Origin of the sequence: Umezawaea sp. NPDC059074 (assembly GCF_042738955.1) — a bacterium.
GTDB lineage: Bacteria > Actinomycetota > Actinomycetes > Mycobacteriales > Pseudonocardiaceae > Umezawaea.
The window spans coordinates 1-25314 of record NZ_JBHYHC010000036.1; the positions used below are offsets into that span (position 1 = coordinate 1).

The following is a 25314-nucleotide window of genomic DNA, read 5'->3' on the forward strand; positions in this document are numbered from 1 at the left end:
GACAGCGCCGCCGCGAGCCCGCCGAGCACTCCCGCGAACAGGAGGGCGGCGGGCACCCGGAGCCAGGTGAGCAGCACTGCGGACGCCGCCGTCGTGACGGCGGCGAGGGTCCAGGACCAGCGGGCGGACACGCGCTAAGGGACGAGCACGGCGAGCGGGACGTGGTGCTGGCCCGCGTGGACGTCGCGGTCGAACAGGCTGCCCTGGCTGACCGGACGCGGGTAGGACGCCTTCACGACCCGCAGCGACGGGATGCGGAACACCCGCACGCCGTCGACCGGAACGTCGTACACGCGGGCGATGAGGGCCTCGTCGACGAGGTCGGCGGCGAGCGCGTACCCGGCGTCGTCGCGGAGGAACAGCTCGACCGTGACCCAGAAGGGCCCGGCGTTCTTCGACCGGACCTCCAGGGCGAGGTCGCCGAGGGTGGTGTCAGACATGGGCGGCCTTCCGGATCGTGGTGCGGAACATGCTCGTGGGGGTCTCGGTGTCGACCACGTGGTTCAGGACGAACTCGTACGCCGCGCCGCGCTCGGTCTCCGCGGGGGACGTGGCGAACGCGAGGCTCGGCAGGTACGCCATGTCCGTGGCGGGCAGGTGCAGCATCAGCGGGTTGGCGACCTTCGCGACGGCGGTGGCCGTCTCCTGGTCGGCGGCCTGGACGAGCAGCATCACGCCGACCTCGCGCGGAGGCGTGGTCGCGGGGTCGAGGTGGCCGAGGACGGCGTTGTGGCCGTAGAGCCGGATGTCGAAGGCGTAGTCGGCGGGGGCGAGGCCGAGGGTCTGGCTCACCCGCGCGGTGAGGACCTGGCGGAGGAACTCGGCCCAGCCGTCGACGTCCTTGAGGATCAGGGGGTCGCGGATCGCGGAGAACGACATCGTCTCGTAGCCGGTGATCCGCGCGCCCTCCAGCTTCACGGTGTGCTGGTCGGCGAGCTCGAACCGCGAGCCCTCGACGCGAACGCGACGGTCGTCCAGCGCGGTGTAGACGGCGTCGGTGACGTCGAGCGTGCCCGCTGGTTCGCGCATCCGGAACGGGTCGGCCGTCTCGTAGAGCATGTGCGCGGCCACCGAGTGCGGGGTGCAGGACACGGACTCGTCGAGCGACTCGATCACGAACCCGGTGCGGTCGATCGTGGCGAACACGCTGCCGGAGCGCGGGTTGGTCGTGCACTGGCCGCCGCACTCGACGATCTTCGCCGCGTGCCAGGTCGGCCCGGCGGGCATCCCCATCATCAACGGGTACGCGGCGGCGACGGCGGTGTCCGTGGCGCGGCCGGCGAGGACGACGTCGGCTCCGTCCTGGAGCGCGGCGACGATGGGTTCGTGGCCCATCATCGCGACGACGTGCGTGCAGGCCTCCAGCGTCGCGGCGCGCAACTCCCCCATCGGCGCGAGCGGGTGGACGCGCCCGGCGTCGAGGTGCTCCACGAGGGTCGCGGCGGTCTGCTCGGCGTGGATCGTCGCGACCGCGAGGTCCAGCCCGTCCTCGACGAGGATGCCGTCGACGATCCCCGCGACCCAGTCGACCCCGGAGTCGGTCCCGCTCGTGCCGCACGAGCCGACGATGAGCGGAATCCGGGCGCGCGCGGCCGCGCCGAGCAGGATCCGCAGGTCACGGGCCACGGCGGCGGCAGCGGTCTTCGGCTTCCCCGAGCCCAGGTAGTACGGCCCCGAGTCCGTCGACCCGCCGTCGACGGCGATGACGTCGGCCCCCAACACGAGCCCGCGCTCGACCGCGGCCACGTCGAACCCGGCGCCCAACATCCCCGAGGGCACCAGGACCCGCACTTCGTCCGGCTTGCTCATGCGTTCTCCGATGCTTTGTTGATGAGTTTTGCTATAGCATAATGCCTCACGCGGCCTACAGCACCTTGCCCACGCCCGCGGGCAGGCGGCGGGCCAGGACGCGGACGCGCAGGACCGCGGCGGCCGCCAGTGCGGTGAGCACGGCGATGTCGAGGAGCAGGAAGCGCCAGCCGGTGACGTCGACCATGCCGCCGACGACGGTGGGGCCGACCAGGCCGCCGAGTTGCCAGGTCACGGTGTACAGGCCGGTGTAGGTGCCGATCACGCGGACGGACGGGGCGAGGTTCCACAGGACCACGGCGGCGTTGATGATGAAGCCGGACGCGCCGACGCCCGCCAGTGCCAGGGCGATCGTGGTGGCGGTGGCCGTCGGCACGGCCGTGGCCGCGAGCATCCCGGTGGCGAAGACCGCCATGCCGAGCGCCATCGTGCGCAGTCGGCCGAGGCGTTCCGCCAGCAACGCGGCGGGGTAGGCGGCGACCAGGAACGCCACGCCCGCGGGGAGCGCGAGGCCGCCCGCGTCGCCGCGGGACAGGCCGAGGGTTTCCATGCCGTACGGCGTCATCAGCGCGCGTGACGCGGCATAGGCGCCGCCGAAGAGGAGCACCGACGCGAGCAGGAGCAGCCGACTGCGGTCGTGGTCGCGGAGGATGCCGACCACGACGGCACGCATGGGCACGCCTTTGGGGGCATCGGGGCGGTCGGCGGCGTCCTCCACGAGCGCTGTTCGGTACGCCTGCGACCGGTTGTCGCGCACCCGCCACACCAGCACGGCCACCGCGAGGAACGCGATCGCGGACGGGACGGCGAACGCGAGCGTCGGGTGGTCGTCGACCAGCAGCACGCTGAGGACCGCGGTCGTGACAGTGGTGAGGCCGGAGGCGGTCTTCACCGCCGCGTTGCCGCGACTGCGGCGTTCGGGCTCGATGAAGTCGGGCATCAGCGACTCGACGACGGGCTTGAAGCTGTTGCCCACCAAGGCGAACAGGAACATCACCACGACCAGCGAAGCGAACGACCACGCGAGCGGGATGAGCAGGAACAGCAGGGCCGACGCGGGCATCACCACGGCGATGTACGGCATCCGACGGCCCCACCGGGTGCGGGTGTTGTCGGACCGGTTGCCCATCCACGGCTGGACGAAGACGCCGAGCAGGTTGTCCATGCCCATCAGCAGGCCCACGACCGCGGCGCTGCCGACGTGTTCGCGCAGCAGCGGCGGGACCTGGGTGTCGTAGAACGACCACATCGACTCCTGGGCGAACACCGCGAGAGCGCAGTAGAACGTGATCCCGCGGGTCACGGGTGTGCTGACCGTCGTCATGCGCGAGTCCTTCGGTGGAGTCGTAGTGACCCAGACCACCCTAGTTTTGCTATAGCAAGATTGTCAAAAGTCTCTTAACTACTAGCCCATCGCACGTGCCCTAAAGTGGCGGCATGTCCCGCGACACCCTGAGCACGCTCACCAACGACACGCTGGCCGACCGCTCGTACCGCGCGGTCCGCGACGCCATCGGGTCCGGCGAGCTACGCCCCGGCGAGAAGATCACCGAACGCGGGCTCGCCGAACGGCTGTCGGTCAGCCCCACGCCGGTGCGCGAGGCCCTCCGGCGGCTGGAGCAGGACGGGCTCATCGAGCGCACCGGGCCGCGCACGGTCGTCGTGGCCACGATCGGGGACACCGCGCGGCAGGACCTCGCCGAGGTCGAGATCGGCCTGCGCGGCCTCGTGGCCCGCTTCGCCGCCCGGCACGCCACCCCGGAGCAGCTCGACCGGCTCGACGCGGTCCTCGACGAGGCCGACGACCTGCACATCGTGATCCGGAAGCGGCACGACGACGGCAAGCCGATCGACAAGCACCTCGACGCGCTGCTCGACGCCATGTGGCGGTTCAACGAGGGCGTGAACGCGTGCGCCGCCAACGCGGTCCTGGTCCGGCTGCTGGAGCAGACCAGGGTGTTCTCCCCCGCCGAGCGCCGGGCGCGCCTGCTGGAGCGCGTCGCCGCGGACAAGGAGTTCGGCCAGGACCGCTACGCGAGCCACCGCGCGCTGGTCCTCGCGCTGCGCGCGGGCGACTCCGCCGAGGCCGAGCAGATCGTGCTGGAGGACGCCCGCGGCGGTCTCAACGCACTGCGGGGCGAACCACGCCGGACCGGCTGACCAGCACGATCACGACGACCGCCAGGACGATCGCGACCCCGGCCTGCCGGAAGCCGGTGAGCACGCTGACCAGCGCTCCCGCGCATCCGACGACCTCGACGGCGATGGCCAGCGGGCGAGCCCACGGGCGGGAGAGCAGGGAGGCCGCGGCCACGGCGGCGGCGATCGCGATCACCGGGTTGACCACCAGCACGAACCACACGGTCGCGGGCACGTTCTGGCCGTGGTTCAGCCGGTTGAGCGTCGTGAGCACCTGCACGACCCAGATCCCCGCCGACGCCGCCGCTTGCGCGAACAGCACCACCCGTGCGATCCGAAGACCTCGATCGGCCACGGCCAACTCCCCCCGCTTCGGCTTGCGGTAGGGCACCCTAGAGCAGTTCCGCGACCGACCGGAGGATCGACCCCCATGCGCCGTCTTCGACTGGCCGCCGCCGTCCTGCTGCTCGCGGGCTGCACCAGTCCCGCGCCCACGGTGTGCCACGGCCGCCTGTGCAGCGGCCCCGGCTACTCCCCCTCCACGAGCCAACGGATCCAGAACGGCGTGGTCGCCGTGCTCAGCACCATCGGCCTGGTGCCGATCGTGCCGCGCAGCGCGGCGGGCCCGGCCAGGCGGACCGTCGGGCGCTAACCGCGGGTCAGGCCGTCGAGGAGGGTGTCGATGGCCTTGCCCCGGCTCGCCGCGCTGTCGGCGGTCAGGGTCATCCGGACGAACGCCGCGATGTCCTCGACGGTGATCCCGGCCCGCAGACCGCCCGCCTCGCTCAACCGCGTGGTGGCGGGTGCCAGCACGCTCTCGATCAGGCGTTGCGCGTGCTCCCCCGCCCGGCCGCTGACGGTCGCCAGCCGGGCGAAGGTCGCCGTCTCCGCCTCGGACAGGTCGCAGCTGCTGGTGAAGGCGGCGCGGAACGCCTGCTCCGGGTCGCCGGTCGCGGCGGCCAACGCGGCCTTCTCGCGGACCGCGTCCACCAGGTCGTCCAACACCGCCTCGACGAGGTCCTCCTTGCCGTCGAAGTGCCGGTAGAGGGTCGTCGCGCCGACGCCCGCGCGCCGGGCCACCTCGTCCAGCGTGAGGTCGGGGCCGTGCTCGCCGAACGCCTCGCGCGCGGCCGTGACCAGCCGTTGCCGGTTGCGGACCTGGTCCTTGCGGGGTGCTCGCATCGAGGTCCCTCCGGTGAAGCGGTAGCCGGACTCCCACTTTAGCGGGTACGGTGAAACGGCAGTGCCACTACCGTTTTCGGAGGTCTTCATGCCCCTTCCCGATGTCTTGGTCCCGATCTTCGCCTGGCACCAGGTGGCGCTGTGAGCGCCACGAGGTGGACGCTGACCGCGCTGGGTGTACTGGGCGGTGCGATCGGGGTGCTCGGCGTGGTCGCGCCGGACCGGTCGCTGGACGCGGCTGGTTTCGAGCCGGTCGCCGACCGCGCGCCGGGCGACCACACGCTCACGATCCTGCGGAGCAGTTCACTGGCCGCGCTCAGCGAGGGCGGCCTCTACGTGCTCGGCGCGACGCTGGGGTGGCGGCTGTTCCCGGCGCAGGCCGTCGCGCACCGGCTGCTGCTGGCCGCGGACATGGTCGGCCAGGTCGTCACCGGTCGTGGGCCGCGGTCGTTGCTGCGCGGTGCGGCGTGGGAAGGCGTTGGCGCGGCGGCGATCGGCGCGGCGGTGTGGTTCGACCGCCGCCGGTGACGCCGCCCGATTCCGGGCGGGGTGGACTTCCTGGTCCATTTCGGTGATCTTGCCCGGCCCGCACACCCCGGACACGTCGGCGTGGAAGCGTTCCACGGGCGTTCGCCCCGTGACGGCGCCGCGGCGAGGGAGGTTGGGGTGGGTGACGTCGTTTTCCGCGGCCTCGACGCGCTGCTGAGAGAGCTCCAGGTCCTGCTGGACCGGCCAAGGGCGTTGCGCCACGACCGGAAGCCCTACGACAGCGAGCGAACCCGGTGGCACCGCAGCCGGGAACGCGCGCTGCCGATCCTCTGCCTGATCGGCGACCAGGTCGACTCGTGGGTGCGGGCGTTGGACGACCGGCTGGGCAAGGCGGAGCGGCCCGCGGTGCTGTACGCCTCGCTGGACCTCGACAAGACCGCGGCCCCGGACCCGGACGACGGGCTCGAACCCCGACTGCTGCCGCTGCTCGACGTCCTGCGCGAGCGGCTGGCCCGCACCCCGTCGGGCCACCGGCACCGGCTCGGGTTCCGCGTCTTCCGCCTCGTCGACCTGCTCACCCGGCTGCCGATCCGGTCGAGCCGCACCCGTGACGAGCGGTCCGCCACCACCGCCGTGCTGCGGTCCTGGCACCGCGCCGCCGCCACCGACGCCGAGCCGGTCAAGGTCACCGCGCTCGGCGGCGTGGAGTTCTCCCCCGGCGCGGTGGTCCGCGCGCTCCGCTACCGGTGGTGGGCGTGGTTCGGGCGCGAGCGGTCCTGGTTGGTGGACCAGCAGTTCGCGGCCCCCCGCCACTTCGGTTCCTTCGTCGGGTTCGCCGAGTGGCTGGCCGGGCCGAGCCCGAGGGAGGAGGCCCGCGAGGAGGTGAAGCTGCTCCTGGTGCACGCCTTCCTCCAGGAACTGCGCTGGGCCTACGGCATGGGCTCGTGGCGCTTCCGGCGCGGGCGGCGCACGGCGTACGCGCTCGTGGTGCTCAAGGGCGTGACCGAGGAGAACGGCGGCTGGGAACTGCTGCGCCTGATCAACGACGTGCGCAACCAGTCCACCGAACCCGATCCGCTGCTGGTGGTGGCGACGGCGGACGCGGCGCCCCGGTGGCTGGTCGGGGAGGACCGCGCCGAGCCCGTCTACCGCCTGCCGAGCGAGGTCGGGCGGTGGGCTCGCCGTCTTCCCGAGCGGCGGCAGTCGATGCACCGCACGGCCCGGTTCGTCGTGTCCCGGATGCCGGAGGACGACGACGGCCCGCCGAGCGACCAGGACGAGGCCGCGTGGGCGGACGTGGGCCACCCCCGTCCCAAGCCGGTGCCGCTGCTGATCCGCAGGGTGACCACCCGGCTCGCCTGCCTGGTCCTCGTCGCGAGCCTGCTCGTGCCCGCCGGGTTCTGGGTCGTCCCCCGGTGGGTCGGGGACTGCCTGCCCGGCACCGGCATCGGGGTGAGCACCCGACTGGTCGACAGCGGGGGCCGCACGGAGTGCGTCGGCTACAGCGACCGCGCGGGCCAGGTCTTCGGCACCGACGAACGCCTGCTGGCCGCGCAGCGGGCGGTGTTCGAGATGAACGAGACGGCGCTGCGGTTGCACGCCGAGGCCACGACCCGGCCGCTGGTCAGCGTCGTCTACCTGTCCGAGTTCACGAAACCGGACGGCCAACTGGGCGCGGACGACTCCACCACGGAGCAGCTCACGGGCCTGTTGCTGCTCCAGGCCGAGATGAACCGGCGCAGCGACCACTCCACCCCGCTGCTCCGCGTGGTCCTCGCCAACGCGGGGTTCGAGATGCGGCACGCCCGCTCGCTGGTCGACCTGCTCGCTCCCCTGCTGGCCGAGGACCCGACGATCCTGGGCGCGGTGGGCATGAGCCGCACCGTCGAGCCGGTGGAGCAGGCCATCACGGCGCTCGGCGACCTGGGCGTCCCCGTCATCGCGACCACGCTCACCGGCGTCGGGCTCACCGACCGCTCCCCGCTCTACTTCCAGGTCGTCCCGGACAACAAGCGGGAAGCCGCGCTCGTCAAGCTCCACGCGGACAAGGAGGGCAAGAAGCTCACCGTGTACCAGCCCGACGACGTGCGGGGCGACGGGTACCTGACGTCGCTCGGGGCCGAGATGGCCAAGCTCGTGGACCCCGGCGCGTTCAGCCGGTGGACCGACGTCGGCACGGTCGTCCCCGTCTGCGGCGCGGACCAGATCGCGTTCTACGCGGGCAGGCAGGTGGACTTCGACCGGTTCTTCGACCGGGTGCTGGACGAGTGCGGCGCCGACCCGCCCGTCGTCGTCGGCGACGACACGGTGGCGCGCTTCGTGGCCCAGCGGGAGAAGCGGGCCAAGGCGAGGTACAGCGGGAAGTCGATCCTCTACGTCTCGCTCGGCCCGATGACCGTCCTGAACAACCGGTCGTGCCTCCCGGAGGACGGCCGTCCCGTGACCTCGTTGTGCCTGGGCCTGCGGGACCTGCTGGACGGCGCCGACGTGTACGGCCCGGCGGGCCGCGCGTTCGGCGGGATCCTCCGGGCCCAACCGCCCGTGTGGATCGGTGAGCGCGTCGGCCTGAGCTACGACGGCGCGGGCGTGTTCCTCCAGGCCGCCGCGGCCGTCGCCGCCGCCGGGTCGGGCCCGCACCGGTCCGCGGTCGCGCAGGAGCTGCGCGAATCCGCCTGTTCGGACCCCGTCGTCACCACCCGGAACTGCTACGAGGGCGCGTCCGGTCGCATCGACCTCTCCCGGTTCCGCGACGGGCGGGACCGGCCGCTCGCCCTGCTGCGGCTGCCGGACGTGCGGGACGTGACGCGTCCGCCGGACTGCGTGCTGCTGCTCAACGCCGACCAGTTCCCCTGTCCGTGACGGTCACGCGTCGGGCGCGACCGCGCGGCGGACGGTGTCGCGCAGCAGGGCCCGGCGTCGGTCGTGGACGTCGTCCGGCTCGTCGGCGGTGGCGGCGTAGACGTTGCTGACCGGGGACCAGGCCATGGACAGGGCGATGACCAGGGCCATCAGGTCGAACGGGTCGCCGTCGCGGACCAGGCCCGCCGCTTGGGCGTCGGTGATGGCGGCCAGTTTGGTCGTGTCGAGGCGGTCGGCGTCGGCGACGAGGTGGCCCGCGGGGCGGCGTTCCAGGCGGGACCAGGTCGCCAGGCGGATGAGGTCGGGGCGGCGGAGGTACTCGTCGTAGAGGCGCACGGCCCAGCCCGGCAGGTCGGTGGCGTCGATGGGGACGACGTTGACGATCCGTTCCAGCGAGGCGCGGAAGATCGCCTCGAACAGGCCTTCCTTGCTGCCGAAGTAGCCGTAGAGCTGGGCCTTGTTGGTGTTCGCCTCGGCGACGATCCGTTCCACGCGGGCGCCCGCCACGCCGTGCTCGGCGAACTCGCGGGTGGCGACGTCGACGATGCGCTGCCGGGTGGCCGCGCCGCGGGCGGTCAGGTGCTGGTCGGGCATGGTCGCAGCTTACAGACAGACTGTTCGGTTTGCTTTTGGTGCTAGTGTCGAAAACAAACCGACTGTTCTGTTTGAGGAGCGCCCATGAGGAGCACCACCGGCTGGCTGGCCCACGGGTCGACGGAGTTGCGCAGGACGTCGATCCCCCGCCGCGACCTGCGCCGCGACGACCTCGCGGTGCGCGTGGACCACTGCGGCGTCTGCCACACCGACCTGCACGCCCTCCGCTCGCACCACGGCGACGACCCGCTCGTGCCGGGCCACGAGTTCACCGGCGTGGTGACCGAGACCGGTCCGGACGTGACCGGCTTCCAGGTCGGCGATCCCGTCGCCGTCGGCAACATCGTCGACTCCTGCGGCACGTGCGTCGCCTGCGCGGCGGGCCAGGAGAACTTCTGCCGCGAGTTCCCGACGCTGACCTACGGCGGCACCGACCGGCACGACGGGACGCCGACGTTGGGCGCGTTCTCCCGCGAGTACGTGGTCCGCGACCGGTTCGCCTACCACCTGTCCGAGGGCCTGGACCCGGCCGCGGCGGCACCGCTGATGTGCGCCGGGATCACCGTGTGGGAGCCGCTGCGGGCCCTCGGCGTGGGGCCGGGCTCCCGTGTCGCGGTGAGCGGCTTGGGCGGACTGGGGCACCTCGCGGTCAAATTCGCCGTCGCGCTGGGGGCCGAGGTCTCGGTGGTCAGCCGGTCGGCGGACCGCGCGGCCGACGCGGCCCGGCTCGGCGCGCACGACCTCGTCGACTCCACCGACCCGGACGCCATGGCAGCCGCGCGCGACCGGTTCGACGTCCTGATCGACACCATTCCCGTCGCCCACGACGTCGGCCCCTACCTGGGCCTGGTCGCCGTGGACGGCACCCTCAGCCACCTCGGCTACCTCGGTTCCATGACCGTGGACGCGATGGACCTGCTGGTCGGCCGCAAGAAGCTCAGCTCCGCGGGCAGCGGCGGCCGTCCCGCGACGGCCGCCATGCTCGACTTCTGCGCCGCCCACGGCGTCACCGCCGACGTCGAGGTGCTGCCGTCGGCCCGCGTGGCGGACGCGCTCGAAAGGCTCGGCCGCAACGACGTCCGCTACCGGTTCGTGCTCGACCTGTCCGACCTCGACTGACCGGTCACGCCGACTGGCGGACCACCAGGGTCGGCTCGAACACCACGGACGTGACCCGGCGGTCCTGCTTGCCGATCCGGTCGAGCAGCAGGCGGGCCATCTCGGCGGCCATGTCCTCCACCGGTTGGCGGACCGTGGTCAGGGCCGGACGGCTGGCGGTGGCGGCGCTGCTGTCGTCGAAGCCGATCACGGCCACGTCGTCGGGGACGCGGCGGCCGTGGTCGCGCAGGACGTGCAGGGCTCCCGCGGCCATCAGGTCGTTGGCGGCGAAGACGCCGTCGACGTCCGGGTGCTCGGCCAGCAGGCGTTCCATGGCGCGCTCGCCGCTGTCCTGGGTGAAGTTGCCCTCCACGAACGGCGCCTCGGCGTGGCCGTGGCGGGCCCACGCCTCGCGGAACCCGGCCAGGCGCTCCTGGCTCGCGGGCACGTCCAGCGGGCCGGAGATGGTCGCGATCCGGCGGCAGCCGCGGGCGACGAGGTGGTCCACGGCGAGCTTGCCGCCCTCGCGGTGGGCCAGGTCGACGTAGCTGATCGGCAGCGGCCGGGTCGGGCGGGCGAACAGGACCGCGGGCACGCCCGCCGCGACGAGCATCCCCGGCAGCGGGTCCGCCGAGTGGATCGCGACCACGAGCGCGCCGTCGGCGTTGCCCTGGCGCAGGTGGTCCACGACGTGCGCGCGGGTCTCGGGCGTGTCGGCGAACATCAGCAGCGGGTAGACGCCGCGCGGCCTCAGCGCGCTGATGATGCCGCTGGCGACCCGGCCGAAGAACGGGTCGACCAGGATGTCGCCGCCGGAGTCGCCCGCGCCCGAGACGACCAGGGCGATGGTGCCGGTGCGGCGGGTGACCAGCGAGCGGGCCGCCGTGTTGGGCGTGTAGCCCGTCTTGGCGATGGCCCGCCGCACGGTTTCCTGGATGGTCGGGTCGACGTTGCGGGTCGTGTTGATCACGCGCGACACCGTCGCCCGCGACACCCCCGCGACCCGCGCCACGTCCTCCAAGGTGGGAGGACGTGCCTGGGACGCTGCGCTCATGGAGGCTTTATAGCACGTGGGAGAGCGCTCTCCACGTCACGAACCGGTCGCCGCGGCAGCCGAAGGCCGTCGACCGGTGCTCCGCACGGGGTCGTGGGACCTGCTTGGAGAGCGCTCTCCAAGGCGTTCTTCCCAGATGCCCGCGCGCGCCATCCGGGAATGAGGGAATTTGTTCCCGCTCCCAACATGAAGACCAGGTAGTGGGCATCCCTTGACACGAACGACACCGAGAGGCGAGGGTTACCCCAGTTGGAGAGCGCTCTCCAAATCACCCCCAGGAGTGATCGCCCCATGACGACCACGCAGCGAGCCGACACGGGCACCGACCTCGACGCGCTCGTCGACCGGCTGACCCTGGAGGAGAAGGTCCGCCTGCTCTCCGGCGGCGGGACCTTCCGCGCGCAGGCCGAGGAGTCGATCGGGCTGCGCGCGATCGTGTTCTCCGACGGCCCGGTGGGCGTGCGGGGCGAGCGCTGGGACGAGCGCGACACGGCGCTGACCCTGCCGTCGCCGACGGCGATGGCCGCGACCTGGGACGCCGACGTGGTGAGCGGGCTCGGCAGGCTGCTGGCCGCCGAGGCGCGGCGCAAGGGCGTGGACGTGCTGCTCGCGCCGAACCTGAACCTGCACCGGTCCCCGTTGGGCGGCAGGCACTTCGAGTGCTTCTCCGAGGACCCGCTGCTGACCTCGCGGATCGGCGCCGCCTACATCACCGGCGTGCAGTCCGGCGGGGTCGCGGCGAGCCCCAAGCACTACGTGGCCAACGAGTCGGAGACCGAACGGCTGACGCTGGACGCCCGCGTGGACGAGGCGACCTTGCGCGAGGTGTACCTGGCGCCGTTCGAGGCCGCGGTGCGCGCGGGCGCGTGGGTCGTCATGTCGGCCTACAACGGCGTCAACGGCACCACCATGTCCGACAGCCCCCTGCTGGACGAGCCGCTGCGCGGCGAGTGGGGCTTCGACGGCGTGGTCGTGTCGGACTGGGGCGCGGTGCGCACGGTCACCTCGTCCACGGACCTCGCGATGCCCGGCCCGCACGAACTGCGCGGCAGGCCCCTGGTGGACGCCGTGCTCCGCGGCGAGGTCGCGGAGTCGGAGATCGACGACCGGCTGCGGCGGATCCTGGTGCTGGCGCGGCGGGTCGGGGCCCTCGGGCCCGCGACCCCGGTGCCGCCGCCCCGGATCACCCCCGACGAGTCGCGCGGCCGGTTGCGCAGGGCCGTGGCGGCGGGTTCGGTGTTGCTGCGCAACGACTCGGTGCTGCCGCTGGACCCCGCGGTGCTGACCCGCGTGGCTGTGCTCGGCCCGAACGCGGTGGACGCTCGGGTGCAGGGCGGCGGCAGCGCCGGGGTCTTCCCCGCCGCTGTGGTGTCCCCGGTCGACGGCATCCGGGCCGCGCTCGTGGGCCGCGCCGAGGTGGTGCACCGCGCGGGCGCGTTCCTGCACACCCGGCCGACGCCGTTGAAGCCCGAGCACACCAGCGACCCGGTGACCGGCGAGGCCGGGGTGCTGGTGCGGTACCTGGACGACGAGGACGAGGTCGTGCACGCCGAGCACCGGCTCAGCGGCCGCATCCTGGACCCGTCCGTCGACGTGGAAGCGGCGTTCGTGGAGGTCAGCGCGCTGTTCCGGCCGCCGACGTCGGGCGAGTGGCGGTTCGCGGTGATCGGGCTGGGCGAGGTGCTGCTGGAGGTCGACGGGCACGTGCTCGTGGACGAGCTGGTGGTGCCGGAGTCCGACGACCCGACGTACGTGCACGTGACGCCGTCGTTCCGCGAGGCGTCCTGGCCGGTCGAGGCGGGCCGCGAGGTGCTGGTGCGGGCCAAGCGGCGGCTCGCGGCCGACACCGGCAACGCGGTGGCGCTGGCCGCCGACCCGCCGCGGGTGGACGAGGACGCGGAGCTGGCGGCGGCCGTGGAGCTGGCGCGCACGGCGGACGTCGCCGTGGTCGTGGTCGGCACGACCGACGAGATCGAGAGCGAGGGCTTCGACCGCACGACCCTGGAGCTGCCCGGCAGGCAGGACGAGCTGGTGCGCGCGGTCGCCGCGGCCAACCCGCGCACGGTCGTCGTGGTCAACGCGGGCGGCCCGGTCGAGCTGCCGTGGCGCGAGGACGTAGCCGCGGTGCTCGTCACGTGGTTCCCCGGTCAGGAAGCCGGTGACGGCTTGGCCGACGTGCTGTTCGGCGTCGCCGAGCCCGGCGGGCGGCTGCCGACGACGTGGGCGGCGCGCACGGCCGACGTGCCGGTGCTGGACACGACGCCGGTCGACGGGGTGCTCGCCTACACCGAGGGCAGCCGCGTCGGCTACCGCGCGTGGGCGGGCGGTCCGGTGGCCCCGGCGTACTGGTTCGGCCACGGCCTGGGCTACACGACCTGGTCCTACGAAGGGCTTTCCGCGCGCGACAACGTGGACGCCGAGTCCGGGTTCGACGTGCGCGTGCGGGTCCGCAACACCGGTCCGCGCGCGGGCCGCGAGGTGGTGCAGGTGTACCAGGCCGAGGGCGAGGACCGGCGGCTCGTGGGCTACGCGGCCGTGCACGTCCCGGCGGGCGAGGCGGCGTGGGTGCGGGTGCCGATCGAGCCGGACGCGCTGCGCCGCTGGTCGACGCTCGACCACGCGTGGCACTCCCCCGCCGGCCCGATCACCCTGTTCGTCGGCCCGTCCGCGGGCGACCTCCAGCTGTCGGCCCGGTTGAACCCGGCTCCCTAGGCGAGGGGGCCGCCGCCGAAGCCGAACTCGTTGCCGTCCGGGTCGACGTAGGTGGCCTTGCGTACGCCGTCCGCGTAGGTCTCCCGCTTCGCGGGCTCGACGCCCTGCTCGGCGAGCCGGGCGACGACCGCCTCCAGGTCGTCGACGAAGACGCTGAGCAGCAGGTGGCCCGCGCGTGCGGGGTTGTGCTGGATGTACACCGCCCGGTGCTCGGCGAGGTCCCACACGGCCTCGTCCCCGGTGACCAGCGCAGGCGGGAAGCCGAACAGCGTCTCGTACCAGGCGAGCGCCCTCGGGACGTCGGTGACGGCGATCCCCGCGTACAGGTCCATGCGGCGATCCTACGTCGACTCGCGGACCACCAATTCCGGCCGGAACATGATCTGCTGGTGGGTGTGCGAGTCGGGGTGGTCGCACTCCTCCACCAGGAGCCGCGCCGCCGTCCGTCCTATGTGGAGGGTCGGCTGGCGCACCGACGACAGGGGCACGGCGGCGTCGGCGGCGAAGTCGATGTCGTCGTAGCCCAGCAGCGCGATGTCGTCGGGCACGCGGCGGCCGGTGCTCACGGCCGCGCGCAGCACGCCCAGCGCCAGCAGGTCGTTGGCGCAGAACACCGCGGTGGGGTCGGCGCCGTCGTCGAACAGCCCGCGCGCGGCCTCGTAGCCGTGGCGGGCCTTGAGCGCGGGCACCTCGACGACGTCGACCTCCACGTCCCCGCCGACCGCGCGGCGCAGGCCGGTGAGCCGGTCCTTGCACTGCCGCAACGACAACGGGCCGGTGACGTAGGTGATCCGGCGGTGGCCGCGCTCCAGCAGGTGCGCGCCCGCGAGTTCACCGCCCGCCACGTCGTCCACGGCGACCGAGCAGCAGTCGACCCGCGGGTCGTGGCGGTCCACCAGCACGGTCGGCGTGCCGCGGCTCCGCAGCGCGTCGAGCCGTTCCGACGTCGGGCCGACCGGGGTGATCAGCATGCCGCGGACCCGCTGCTCCTCCAGCAGTTGCAGGAACCGGTCCTCGCGGGAGGCCTGCTCGTCGGAGTTGCACAGCACCAGCGCGTAGCCCAGTTCGGTGGCCACGTCCTCGATGCCCCTGGCGATGTCGTGGAAGAACGGGTTCGCCAGGTCCAGCACGATCAGGCCCAGCGACCGGCTCGCGCCCGCGCGCAGTTGGGCCGCCTGGGAGTTGCGGACGAACCCCAGTTCGGCGATGGCGGCGAGCACGACGGTCCGGGTGGCCTCGGAGACCTTGTCCGGTCGGTTGAGCACGTTGGAGACCGTGCCGAGGGAGACCCCGGCACGTTCCGCCACGTCCTTGATGCTCGGCGCCATCGCGCGATCCTATTCGTCGGGCGACGATTCTGCTGAAACGATTCACTGCCGTCCGGTGAACCGCCACGTCCCGAACGACACCCGGTGCACGACGTAACCGGGCTCGGTTCGCACGTACTCCGCGCCCTGCGCCGCGGTCACCGCCTCCCGCGACACCGCCGGGACGTGCACCTCGGCGGTCGACCCGACCGGCACCTCCACCGTGAGCTGCACGGCCGTGCCGACGAGCGACCAGCCCGCGGACGCCGTGCCGCGAACCGTCTTCACCGACGTGCGCGCCCACGTGACCCCGACCCGCGCGTCGGGCCGGACGACGAACGTCCGGTACCCGGCGTCACCGGGACGCAGGCCCGCCACGTTCTCGTAGAGCCACTGCACGACCGTGCCCTGGAAGTAGTGGTCGCGCGACCGGGAGTCGGCGGGCCACATCTCCCACATCGTGTCGGCCCCGTTGTCCATCCAGAAGCCCCAGCTCGGGAAGGTCCGCTGCACCGCGAGCGCGTGCGCCACGTCCGGGAAACCCTGCTGCGTCAACACCCTCAGCAGCACGCTCGTGCCCAGCGCCCCGGTGTTGAGGTGGTCGCCGCGCGCCCGGATGTCGGCCACCAGGTTCGCCACCACCGCCGCCACCTGGCCCGGTGGGACGAGGCCGAACATCAGTGGGACCGCCTGGGACGTCTGGCGGAAGTCCGGGTCCTGCGCGCTGCGATAACGCCCGTCCACCAGGAACTTCGCGTTCAGCGCGTCCCGGCAGGCGTCCGCCTGCGCCCGGTACCGGGCCGCCACGTCGGCGTGCCCCAGCAGGTCGCCGAGGTCGGCGACACCGGTCAACGCCCGGTGCAGGTACGCCGTCGCGGTGAGCCGGGTGTCCTCCGGCGGGTTGCCGCCGTAGCCGGGCGCGAGGTAGTCGCCCAGCGCCGTGGAGGCCAGACCTCCTTGCAGGCGGCCGATCTCCCAGTCCAGGTACTTCACCAACGTGGGCCAGTGGTCGGCGGCAAGACGTTCGTCGCCGTACACCCGGTACATCTCGCGGACCAGGAACGGGTACACCGTCGTCCACTCCGGCGACGGCGCGGCCTCCTGGTAGCCCCAGCCGCCGCTGGGCACGATCACCGGCAGCGCGCCCGGCGCGGTCTGGCTGTCGGCGAGGTCGCCGATCCACTTGGACAGGAACCGCTGCACGCCGAACGCGTACGCCATCACCGGCGCCCCGAGCTGCGCGTCGCCGGTCCAGCCGTTCTTCTCGTACATCGGGGTGTCGGTGGGGATGCCGTGCAGGTTGTTGAGCAGCGTCCGCTTCATCGCCCGGTCGAGCTGCTCGAAGAACGGCTGCGAGCACTGGAACGTCCCGGTCTCCGGCACGTCGCTGTGCACGACCCGGCCGACCACGTCGTCCAGGCCCGGCCGGTACGGGAACCCGGTGACCTGGACGTAGCGGAAACCCTTGTAGGAGAAGCGGGGTTCCCACGTCTCCACGCCCTGCCCGGAGCACGTGTACTCGTCGATCTGGTGGCGGCCGGGCACGTGGCCGTTGGTGTTGAGCACACTGCCGTCGGGGTTGAGCCGCTCGCCGTGCGCCAGCCGCACCACCGTGCCCGCGGGTGCCGTGACGGTGATCCGCGACCACCCGGCCATGGTGCGGCCGAGGTCCACGACGTAGACCCCCGCCCGGAGTTCGGTGACGGCCGTGGCGCGCACGGTATCCACCACCCGGATCGGCTCGTGCTGCTGCGCGACCAGTGTCCCTTTGGGAGGGTCGAGCAGCGTGGCGTCCCGCCAGTCGCCCGGAACGCGCCGGGCGTCGTAGGACTCCCCCGCGTACAGGGAGTTCGACGTCGTCGGGCTGTCCGAGACCTTCCACCCGGCGTCCGTGGCCACGGTGGTGTGCGACCCGTCGGTGTGGGTGATCTCCAGCTGCGCCAGCAGTTTGGGCTCGGCGTGCCAGTACGCCTGTTCCCACCGCCACACGTTCGGCGTGGTCATGCCGTAGAACCCGCGGCCCAGCGTCACGTCCAGGGTGTTGGCGCCCTTCACCACCTGCGAGGTGATGTCGTGGGTGGCGTAGAGGACGGTCTCCTCGTAGTCGGTGAAACCGGGGTCGAGCACCCGGTCGCCGACCTTGCCCCCGTTGAGCCGGGCGTCGTAGTAAGCCAGCCCGGCGAGGTGCAGCCGGGCGCTCGCGACCGGCTTGGCGAGCGTGAACTCCTTGCGCAGCACCGGAGCGGGCGGTTCCACGACCAGGCCGACGCCCCGGCCCCACGGCCCCTGCCCGTAGGGCGCGAGCACGACCGCCGCGGCCCACGCCGAGTCGTCGAACCCCTTCTGCTGCCACCCGTTCCGCTCGGCGTCGACGACCTTCCACCCGGCTCCGGTGACCAGTTCCCGCGTCCCGGACCCGGAGTCGACCACCAGCCGCACGAGCAGGCCGCCGGGGTTGACCGACACGGAGCCGCGGTTCGTCGCGAGCGCGGCCAGCACGACCCGACCGCCCGCCGCCCGCACCTGCGCCGTGACGTCGGCGGACTGGCCGAGCTTCCACCCGTCGACCTGCTCGGGAGCGGAGAGCACCTGCTGCCCGTTGAGGTACAGGGTGAAGTCGTCGTCGGCCGTGGCGATGACCCGCGCCCGCGTGACGTCCGCGGGCACGTCCAGGCCCGCCCGGAACCAGCGCGGACCGGTCGGCGCGCCGGACGGGGTCGCGCCGGGCGACCAGATCCACGACGCCGGGTCGAACGCCAGCCCCGCGACCGGTGGCGCGGCCCCGATCCAGCGGGCGGTCCACGGCGTGCCGAGGAACGCCGTCTCCCACCACCTCGCCGCGCTCCACGCCGACGCGCGACCGCGCTCGTCCCACACCCGGACCCGCCAGGTGTACCGGGTGTGGGGCCGCAGCGCGGGACCGTCGTAGACGACCCCGACGCTGCGGTCCGACACGACCTTGCCGGAGTCCCAGCCGCCGTCGACCCTCACCTGGTACGCGGTCTGCCGCGCGCCGACGGCGTCCGCCGCGAGCACCCACGACAGCCGGGGCCTCGCGACGTCCGTGCCCAGCAGGGTTTCCGCGTACTCCACCGCCGTCGACTCGACCCGCAGCCCGCCCGCGGGGTCGACGTCCGCTGCGGCCGTGCCCGCCGGCAACGCCAACGCCCCCGCCCCTACCGCCGTGCCCAGCAAGAAGTCCCGCCGGTTGACGCTCATCGAGTCCCCTTCGTCGTGAGGTTCAGGCGCCCCACCCGGCTTGTTCGCCGCCAACGCGGTCCGCGCTGATCCGATCGCCGTACCCGGACCGGCGGTAGGCCCGGACGGGATCGGGGTCGAGCCCCATGTCGGTCCGCAGCTCGGCGAGCAGCGGGCGCACATCGGTGTTGTAGGCGTCCATCAGCACCTCGTTGGACTCCAGCACGTCGCCGGAGTCCTGCGCGGCCTCGAGCGCGTCCACGTCGACCAGCAGCGCCTTCGCCGTGGCCTCCTGGACGTTGAGCACCGAGCGGATGATCGCGGGGATCTTCGCCTCGATGTTGTGGCACTGGTCGAGCATGAAGGCGATGCCCGCCTCCGGTTTCAACGCGTCCGCCCGGACGATCTCGTGCATGATCCGGAACAGCTGGAACGGATCGGCCGCCCCGACCATCAGGTCGTCGTCGGCGTAGAAGCGGGAGTTGAAGTCGAACGCCCCCAACCTCTTCTGCCGCAGCAGGAACGACACGATGAACTCGATGTTCGTGCCCGGCGCGTGGTGACCGGTGTCGATCACCACCTGCGCCTTGGGCCCGAGCTCCACGCAGTGCGCGAACGCGGTGCCCCAGTCCGGGATGTCGGTGGCGTAGAACGCGGGCTCGAACAGCTTGTACTCCACCAGCATCCGCTGGTCGTCGCCCAGCCGGTCGTAGACCTCGCGCAGGGCCTCGGCGAGCCGGTCCTGCCGCCGCGCCAGGTTGTCCTGGCCGGGGTAGTTCAGCCCGTCGGAGAACCACAGCTTGAGGTCGCGCGACCCCGTCTTGTCCATGATGGCCACGCAGTCCAGCAGGTGGTCCGTCGCCTTGCGCCGGATCCGCGGGTCCGGGTTGGTGACGCTGCCGAGCTTGTAGTCGTCGTCCTGGAACACGTTGGAGTTGATGGCCCCCAGCGCCACGCCGCGCTCGGCGGCGTGGTCGGCAAGGGCCCGGTAGTCGTCGACGGCGTCCCACGGGATGTGCAGCGCCACCGTCGGCGCCACGCCGGTGAAGGCGTGGACCTGAGCGGCGTCGTCGATCTTCTCGAACGGCGTGCGCGGCACACCGGGTTGGGTGAACACCTTGAAGCGGGTGCCCGAGTTGCCGTACGCCCACGACGGCGTCTCGATCCGCTGTGCCCGCAGGGCGTTCCTGACCCGGTCGGTGGTGTCCGTCATGGTGCTGCTCCCAGGACTAGAAGTTGAACTGGTCGATGTTGTCCTTGGTGAACTCGGTCGGCGGGCCGAGCACCAGTTCGCCCTTCGCGCCGATCGTGTAGTCGCCCAGGTCGCCCGCCTTGAACTTCTCGCCCTCCGCGCCGGTGATCTGGCCGGACGCGAGCGCGCCCGCGGCGTACACGGCGAGGTAGCCGAGCTTGCTCGGGTCCCACAGCGCGAACGACTTGACGGTGCCGTCCTTGACGTAGTCGCGCATCTGGTTCGGCGTGCCCAGGCCGGTCAGCGCGACCTTGCCCTTGTACTCCGAGGAGCTGAGGTAGCGGGCCGCCGCGGCGACGCCGACGGTGGTCGGCGAGACGATGCCCTTGAGGTTCGGGTGCGCCTGGAGCAGGCCCTGCGTCTTCTGGAACGACGTCTGGTCGTCGTCGTTGCCGTACGCCGTTTCCACGAGCTTGAGGCCGGCGTTGGCGGGCTTCGCCAGCTCGGTCTTCATGATCTCGATCCACGCGTTCTGGTTGGTGGCGTTGGGGGTCGCCGACAGGATCGCGATCTCGCCCTGGCCACCGGTCGCGTCGGCGATCATCTTCACCTGGATGGTGGCGATCTCCTGCGTGGTGGCCTGGTTGACGAACACGTCGCGGGCGTCGGGAGCGGCGTCGGAGTCGAACGTGACGACCTTGACCCCCTGTGACCGCGCGGTCTTCAACGCCGGGGCGACGGCGTTGGCGTCGTTGGCCGACAGCACCAGCGCGTTCTGCTTCTGCTGCGCGGCGGTGTTGATGTAGGTGACCTGCGAGGAGGCGCTGGCCTCCGACGGGCCGGTCGCCTTCAGCTCGGCCTTGATCGCCGACGCGGCGTCGTCCGATCCCTTCTGCGCCACGGTGAAGTACGGGTTGTTCACCGCCTTCGGCAGGAAGGTGATCTTCAGGCCTTCCTTGATCTTCGCGTTCGGATCGGCCGCGCCGGTGCTGCCCGCGGCAGGCGCGTCGGACGCGGCGCTGTTCTTGCTGGTGCCGCTGCACCCCGCCAGCGCGAGCGCGCCGGACAGCAGCAGCACCGCCGTGGTGACCAGTGGACGAGTGGTCATGGTGACCGCCTTACTGTTCTGGAGGATCGAACGCGGGCCGTCAGCGCGGGTGCGAGGACGCTCACCAGGAGCAGCAACCCGGTCACGACGGTGAGGATCTCGGTGGAGACGTCGTCGAGGATGAGGACGTTGCGGAGACCGCCGAGCAGGAGCACTCCGGCGAGCACCCCGCCCAGCGTCCCGCGACCACCGAAGATGGAGACGCCGCCGAGCAGCACGGCGGCGACGACCGCGAGTTCCAGTCCGACTCCGTTGTCGGCGCGGGCACTGGAGAAGCGGAAGGTGTAGACGATCCCGGCGAGCGCGGCCATCGCGCCCGTCAGGACGAACAGCGTGAACTTGACCCGCTTGACCCGGATGCCGGAGAAGCGGGCTCCCTCCTCGTTCGAGCCGATCGCGAAGACCGACCGGCCGAACGAGCTGGTGTGCAACAGGACCGCGAACACGACCGCGAGCACCGCGCACAGCAGGATCGGCCACGGCACCCACGTGCCGGGGACCGGTGTGGTGCCGAACCGGGTGAAGCTGGCCGGGAAGTCGGCCACGGCCCGGTCGCCGAGCACGACCAGCGCCAGACCCCGGTACAGGGCCAGGGTGCCGATCGTGACGGCGAGGGACGGCAGGCCCAGGCGGGTGACGAGGAAGCCGTTGACCGCCCCGCACACCGCCCCGAGGACGACCACCGTCGGCAGGATCGCCTCCAGCGTCCAGCCCGCGTCCCACAGCTCGCCGATGACGGCGCTGGACAGGCCCAGCACCGAGGCCACCGACAGGTCGATCTCGCCGGACACCACGACCAGCGTCAGCGGGAGCGCGATCAGCGCGATCTCGCCGATGTCGAGGCCGAGGTAGAACAGGTTGCCGCCGTCGAGGAACGCGCCCCCGGTCCTGATCTGCCCGACGACGGCGACGAGCACCAGGAACGCCACCAGCGCCGTCTCCCAGCGGGCGAACCGCTCAGCCATCGTGGTCGCTCCTTCCACGCAGTTCCCTGGCCAGCCTCAGCGCGAGGAGGCGGTCGACGGTGATGGCGCCGATCAGCAGCGCGCCGCTGATGGCCTGCTGCCAGAACGCCGGGATGCGCAGCACCACCAGGCAGCTGGCGATCGTGCCGAGCAGCAGCGCCCCGAGCGCCGCGCCGACGACCGTGCCGGAGCCGCCGAAGATGGCGACACCGCCCACGACGACCGCGGCGACCACCTGGAGTTCCAGGCCGGTGCCCGCGGCGGCGTCGACCGTGCCGTAGCGGGCGACCCACAGCGCGCCCGCCAGCCCGGCGACCGTGCCGGACAGCAGGAACGCGGTGAACACCCGGCGCGGCACGGGGATGCCCGCCAGCACGGCGGCCTCCGGGTTGGAGCCGATCGCGTAGAGGTCGCGGCCGGAGCGGTAGGACCGCAGGTACAGCGCGGCGGCCGCGACGACGGCGAGGGTGACCAGCACCAGCACGGGGACGCCGAACAGGCGGCCGTTGCCCATCGCCAGCAGCTCGTCCGGCAGGTTGGTGGCGTTGATCTGCGTGCCCTGCGCCAGCGCGAAGTCCACGCCGCGGAACACGTACAGCGTGCCGAGCGTGACGACGAGGCTGGGCACGCGGCCGACCGCGACCAGCAGGCCGTTGACCGCGCCGCAGACCAGGCCGATCAGCACGCCCAGGAGCATCCCGACGACGATCGGCATGCCGGGGTGGTCGGCGAAGGTCTGCGCGGTGAGGAACGCCGAGATCCCCAGGACCGAGCCGACGGACAGGTCGACGTTGCGCGTGACGACCACGAGCGTCTGCCCGGCGGCGAGCACGGCCACGACGGAGGCGTTGAGCAGCAGGTCGCGGATGCCCTGGGCCTCCACGAACCGCGGGTTGACGAAGGCGGTCGGGATGACCACCAGCGCGAGGGCCACGACGATGCCGAGTTCACGGGCGCGGCCGACCAGGTCGGCGACCCGGCGGGCGCGCGAGGGCGCTTGCACGGTCATGACGCCACCCGGCCCGCGGCGGCGAGCGCCACCCGTTCCTCGGTCGCGTCGGCGCGCGGGATGTCGTCGACGAGCCTGCCCTCGTGCATGACGAGCACGCGGTCGGCCATGCCGAGCACCTCGGGCAGCTCGGAGGAGATCATCAGCACCGCCACGCCCTCCCCGGCGAGTTCGGACAGCAGCCGGTGCACCTCGGCCTTCGTGCCGACGTCGATGCCGCGGGTGGGCTCGTCGACGATCAGCACGCTCGGCCGCCGCGACAGCCACTTGGCGAGCACGACCTTCTGCTGGTTGCCGCCGGACAGCGTCGCGGCGGGCGCGCCGAGCCGGGCGGTCTTGATCCGCAGCTTGAGCGCCCAGTCCTGGGCGAGCCGCTGCTCGGAGCGGCGGGACAGCAACCCGAACCGGGACAGGCGGCCGAGCGAGGCCAGTGCGACGTTGCGCTCCACCGAGGCGTCCACGACCAGCCCCTGCTGGCGGCGGTCCTCGGGCACGAGCCCGATCCCGGCGGCCATCGCGGCCGTGGGCGAGCCGAGCCTGAGCTTGCGGCCGTTGACGAACACCTCGCCCGCGTCCACCCCGTCGATGCCGAAGACCGCACGGGCGACCTCCGTGCGGCCCGCCCCGACCAGGCCGGACAGCCCGACGATCTCGCCGGCGCGGACGGTGAAGGAGACGTCGGTGAACACGCCTTCCCTGGTGAGCCTGCGGACGTCGAGGAGCACCTCGCCCACGTCGGTGTCCTGCTTGGGGAACAGCGCGGACAGCTCGCGGCCGACCATGCGGCGCACCAGCCCGTCCGGCGTCTCGTCCGCCAGCGGCCCGTCCCACACGTGCTTGCCGTCGCGCAGCACGGTCGCCCGCTGGCAGAGCGCGAACACCTCGTCCAGCCGGTGCGACACGAACAGCACGGCGGTCCCCTGCGCGCGGAGCACCTTGACCACGTCGAACAGCCGTTCCACCTCACGGGCGGACAGGGCGGCCGTCGGCTCGTCCATCACGACCACGCGCGCGTCGAAGGAAAGGGCCTTCGCGATCTCCACGACCTGCTGGTCGGCGATCGACAGCCCGCGAGCGGGCCGCGCCGGGTCGAGCACCACGCCGAGGCGCTCGAACAGCGCGGCGGTGTGCGCGTGCATGGCCTTGGTGTCGATGCGGCGGCCCGCCTTGAGCGGCTGGCGGCCGGTGTAGACGTTCTCGGCGATCGACAGGTCCCCGAAGAGCATCGGCTCCTGGTAGATCACCGCGATCCCGGCGGCCTTCGCGTCGGCGGGCCCGGAGAACCGGACCTCGACCCCGTCGACGAGCACCCGCCCGCTGTCCGGCCGGTGCACGCCCGCGAGCGTCTTGATCAGCGTCGACTTGCCCGCGCCGTTCTCCCCCAGCAGCGCGTGCGCCTCGCCCGCGACCAGCGCGATGCTGACGTCGGACAGCGCCTGAACAGCGCCGAAGGACTTCGCGACGCCGTCGAGCACGACAAGCGGCGGCGGGTCTGGAGGCAGGTCCACGCACGACTCCCGGTCCGTGATGAAACGTTTCAATCATCAGCCGTAGGGAGTGTGCCCCGCGTCACAGGGCCTGTCAATGCCGCGAACGGACGGACTTACCGAGCGCGGTGCTCCCCCCGCTCCGATCTCGACCGGAGCGACTCCTGCGGTTCAGGACGGCGTTCCGCGGGCTCCGGCGGCACAGGCGCGTCGGGGTCGCCGTGCTTCGCGACGAGGGCGGTGTAGATCGGGTGGGGGTCCGGCTGGGTCACGTGGATCGACCTTCCTGCGAGCACGGTGGGGTGGGAATCGCCCCAGGTGAGCACGGGCGACTCGCCCATCCTGCGCCGCGACTACGACATTTGCCGGCCATCCGGCGGAAACACGCGGGAGGTCGTGGATCTTGGTTAAGCGGTTGAGGACTTGGTGACGAGGAGTTTTCTTCCTCGCTCGGTGATCGGCGGTGAAGCGTTCTACCCGACGCGTTCGCGCAGGCCCGCGGCCAGTCCGGCCACGGTCACCAGGTCGAGGAAGCCGCCGAGCGCGCCCATCAGCCGGGGGCGGCGGACCGGGGCCAAGCGGAGGCGCAGGTGTACGCGGGTGCCGGTGGCGTGCGGGGTCAGGGTGATCGCCCAGCTCAGGTTCGTGCGGCCGCGGGTCGAGGTGTGCACGAGGGTGGTCGGGGCGTGGAGGAGGGCCACCTCGAACGTCGCGTCGCGGCCGCCCCAGTCCGGGATCACGTCGCCGACCGCCAACGCCTGCCACGCGGGGTCGAGGTGGCGCAGCGCTCGTCGGCCGCGGGGCAGCAGGCGTTCGACGGTCCGGGGCAGGTACCAGCCCGCGCGGGCCTTGCCGAGTTGCACGATCCACGGCCACACGGCCTCGGGTGGGGCGGGCACGGTGAAGGCGCGGTCCATCACCACGTCCGGGCGCGGCACGAGGTCGTCGCCCGCGACGGGCGTGGTGCGCTCGGCCGCGGTCGGCGCGATGGTGGCGAACATCCGGCGCTCCCGTCCTCGGCCTCCACCGTACGCCCGCAGTCCACGTCGGACGCTGAGCACCCGGTTCCCTTGCACCCCAGCGGTTCCCGACCAGTGGACGTCCCCGTCCCA

Annotated in this window: 22 protein-coding genes; 6 read left to right on the forward strand and 16 right to left on the reverse strand. The window is 72.5% G+C overall.

All coding sequences use genetic code 11. The features are described 5' to 3' along the window. Positions 1-134: 134 nt before the first annotated feature. Genes ACFWW9_RS18355 through ACFWW9_RS18365 form a run of 3 tightly spaced genes read right to left on the reverse strand, consistent with a single transcriptional unit; the run spans position 135 to position 3133 of the window. Positions 135-440, reverse strand: coding sequence for a DUF4387 family protein (locus tag ACFWW9_RS18355; protein ID WP_390378671.1), 306 nt, complete (start codon positions 438-440; stop codon positions 135-137). Continuing rightward, positions 433-1809 carry an acyclic terpene utilization AtuA family protein gene (locus tag ACFWW9_RS18360; RefSeq protein ID WP_390378674.1) on the reverse strand — a complete coding sequence of 459 codons (1377 nt, stop codon included), beginning with the start codon at positions 1807-1809 and terminating at the stop codon, positions 433-435. Before ACFWW9_RS18360 ends, ACFWW9_RS18355 begins: the two co-directional genes overlap by 8 nt. 55 nt (positions 1810-1864) lie before the next feature. After that, positions 1865-3133, reverse strand: a complete 1269-nt coding sequence (locus ACFWW9_RS18365; protein ID WP_390378677.1) for an MFS transporter — start codon at positions 3131-3133, stop codon at positions 1865-1867. 113 nt (positions 3134-3246) lie between these two features. Between ACFWW9_RS18365 and ACFWW9_RS18370 the strand changes: the two genes are divergently transcribed. Next, complete coding sequence (locus ACFWW9_RS18370) at positions 3247-3969, forward strand: GntR family transcriptional regulator (RefSeq protein WP_390378680.1); 723 nt, start codon at positions 3247-3249, stop codon at positions 3967-3969. On the opposite strand, the gene ACFWW9_RS18375 is transcribed toward ACFWW9_RS18370, so the two are convergent. Beyond that, positions 3932-4303, reverse strand: coding sequence for a hypothetical protein (locus tag ACFWW9_RS18375; RefSeq protein WP_390378683.1), 372 nt, complete (start codon positions 4301-4303; stop codon positions 3932-3934). The genes ACFWW9_RS18370 and ACFWW9_RS18375 overlap by 38 nt on opposite strands. 75 nt (positions 4304-4378) lie before the next feature. On the opposite strand from ACFWW9_RS18375, the gene ACFWW9_RS18380 reads away from it, so the two are divergent. Further along, positions 4379-4600, forward strand: coding sequence for a hypothetical protein (locus ACFWW9_RS18380; protein ID WP_390378686.1), 222 nt, complete (start codon positions 4379-4381; stop codon positions 4598-4600). Here the strand turns inward: ACFWW9_RS18380 and ACFWW9_RS18385 are convergent. Further along, positions 4597-5130 carry a TetR/AcrR family transcriptional regulator gene (locus ACFWW9_RS18385; RefSeq protein ID WP_390378689.1) on the reverse strand — a complete coding sequence of 178 codons (534 nt, stop codon included), beginning with the start codon at positions 5128-5130 and terminating at the stop codon, positions 4597-4599. The genes ACFWW9_RS18380 and ACFWW9_RS18385 overlap by 4 nt on opposite strands. Positions 5131-5271: 141 nt before the next feature. Between ACFWW9_RS18385 and ACFWW9_RS18390 the strand changes: the two genes are divergently transcribed. Together ACFWW9_RS18390 and ACFWW9_RS18395 are read left to right on the forward strand one after the other, a co-directional pair. Then, positions 5272-5658, forward strand: a complete 387-nt coding sequence (locus tag ACFWW9_RS18390) for a hypothetical protein (RefSeq protein WP_390378692.1) — start codon at positions 5272-5274, stop codon at positions 5656-5658. A 138-nt stretch (positions 5659-5796) separates the two neighbouring features. Further along, positions 5797-8478: a hypothetical protein gene (locus ACFWW9_RS18395; protein ID WP_390378695.1), complete on the forward strand. Its 2682-nt coding sequence runs from the start codon at positions 5797-5799 to the stop codon at positions 8476-8478. Between the two features lie 3 nt (positions 8479-8481). Here ACFWW9_RS18395 and ACFWW9_RS18400 read toward each other — a convergent pair whose 3' ends face one another. Continuing rightward, positions 8482-9072: a TetR family transcriptional regulator gene (locus ACFWW9_RS18400; protein WP_390378698.1), complete on the reverse strand. Its 591-nt coding sequence runs from the start codon at positions 9070-9072 to the stop codon at positions 8482-8484. An 84-nt stretch (positions 9073-9156) separates the two neighbouring features. Between ACFWW9_RS18400 and ACFWW9_RS18405 the strand changes: the two genes are divergently transcribed. Further along, the gene (locus tag ACFWW9_RS18405; RefSeq protein WP_390378701.1) at positions 9157-10191 is read left to right on the forward strand and encodes an NAD(P)-dependent alcohol dehydrogenase; all 1035 of its coding nucleotides are present in this window, start codon (positions 9157-9159) and stop codon (positions 10189-10191) included. A gap of 4 nt (positions 10192-10195) precedes the next feature. Here ACFWW9_RS18405 and ACFWW9_RS18410 read toward each other — a convergent pair whose 3' ends face one another. Then, entirely contained in the window at positions 10196-11224 is a 1029-nt protein-coding gene (locus ACFWW9_RS18410; RefSeq protein WP_390378704.1) for a LacI family DNA-binding transcriptional regulator, read from the reverse strand. 291 nt (positions 11225-11515) lie between these two features. Between ACFWW9_RS18410 and ACFWW9_RS18415 the strand changes: the two genes are divergently transcribed. Then, positions 11516-13936 carry a glycoside hydrolase family 3 C-terminal domain-containing protein gene (locus ACFWW9_RS18415; RefSeq protein WP_390378707.1) on the forward strand — a complete coding sequence of 807 codons (2421 nt, stop codon included), beginning with the start codon at positions 11516-11518 and terminating at the stop codon, positions 13934-13936. Here ACFWW9_RS18415 and ACFWW9_RS18420 read toward each other — a convergent pair. The 9 genes from ACFWW9_RS18420 to ACFWW9_RS18460 form a co-directional block, all read right to left on the reverse strand. Continuing rightward, complete coding sequence (locus ACFWW9_RS18420; RefSeq protein WP_390378710.1) at positions 13933-14268, reverse strand: VOC family protein; 336 nt, start codon at positions 14266-14268, stop codon at positions 13933-13935. The genes ACFWW9_RS18415 and ACFWW9_RS18420 overlap by 4 nt on opposite strands. Before the next feature lie 9 nt (positions 14269-14277). Then, positions 14278-15264, reverse strand: a complete 987-nt coding sequence (locus ACFWW9_RS18425) for a LacI family DNA-binding transcriptional regulator (RefSeq protein WP_390378713.1) — start codon at positions 15262-15264, stop codon at positions 14278-14280. Positions 15265-15306: 42 nt separating this feature from the next. Then, positions 15307-18462, reverse strand: a complete 3156-nt coding sequence (locus ACFWW9_RS18430) for a family 78 glycoside hydrolase catalytic domain (protein WP_390378716.1) — start codon at positions 18460-18462, stop codon at positions 15307-15309. Positions 18463-18484: 22 nt separating this feature from the next. Next, on the reverse strand, positions 18485-19654 hold the full coding sequence (rhaI, locus tag ACFWW9_RS18435; protein ID WP_390378719.1) for an L-rhamnose isomerase: 1170 nt from the start codon (positions 19652-19654) through the stop codon (positions 18485-18487). 16 nt (positions 19655-19670) lie between these two features. Further along, a complete protein-coding gene (gene rhaS, locus ACFWW9_RS18440) occupies positions 19671-20741 on the reverse strand; it encodes a rhamnose ABC transporter substrate-binding protein (RefSeq protein WP_390378722.1) in 1071 nt (356 codons plus the stop codon). Next, positions 20738-21706 (reverse strand): ABC transporter permease, encoded by a 969-nt coding sequence (locus ACFWW9_RS18445; RefSeq protein ID WP_390378725.1) that lies wholly within the window; start codon positions 21704-21706, stop codon positions 20738-20740. Before ACFWW9_RS18445 ends, rhaS begins: the two co-directional genes overlap by 4 nt. Further along, a complete protein-coding gene (locus tag ACFWW9_RS18450; protein ID WP_390378729.1) occupies positions 21699-22715 on the reverse strand; it encodes an ABC transporter permease in 1017 nt (338 codons plus the stop codon). The genes ACFWW9_RS18445 and ACFWW9_RS18450 overlap by 8 nt, the downstream gene beginning before the upstream one ends. Beyond that, positions 22712-24223: a sugar ABC transporter ATP-binding protein gene (locus ACFWW9_RS18455; RefSeq protein ID WP_390378732.1), complete on the reverse strand. Its 1512-nt coding sequence runs from the start codon at positions 24221-24223 to the stop codon at positions 22712-22714. Before ACFWW9_RS18455 ends, ACFWW9_RS18450 begins: the two co-directional genes overlap by 4 nt. A gap of 452 nt (positions 24224-24675) precedes the next feature. After that, positions 24676-25203, reverse strand: coding sequence for an SRPBCC family protein (locus ACFWW9_RS18460; protein ID WP_390378735.1), 528 nt, complete (start codon positions 25201-25203; stop codon positions 24676-24678). Positions 25204-25314: the final 111 nt, after the last annotated feature.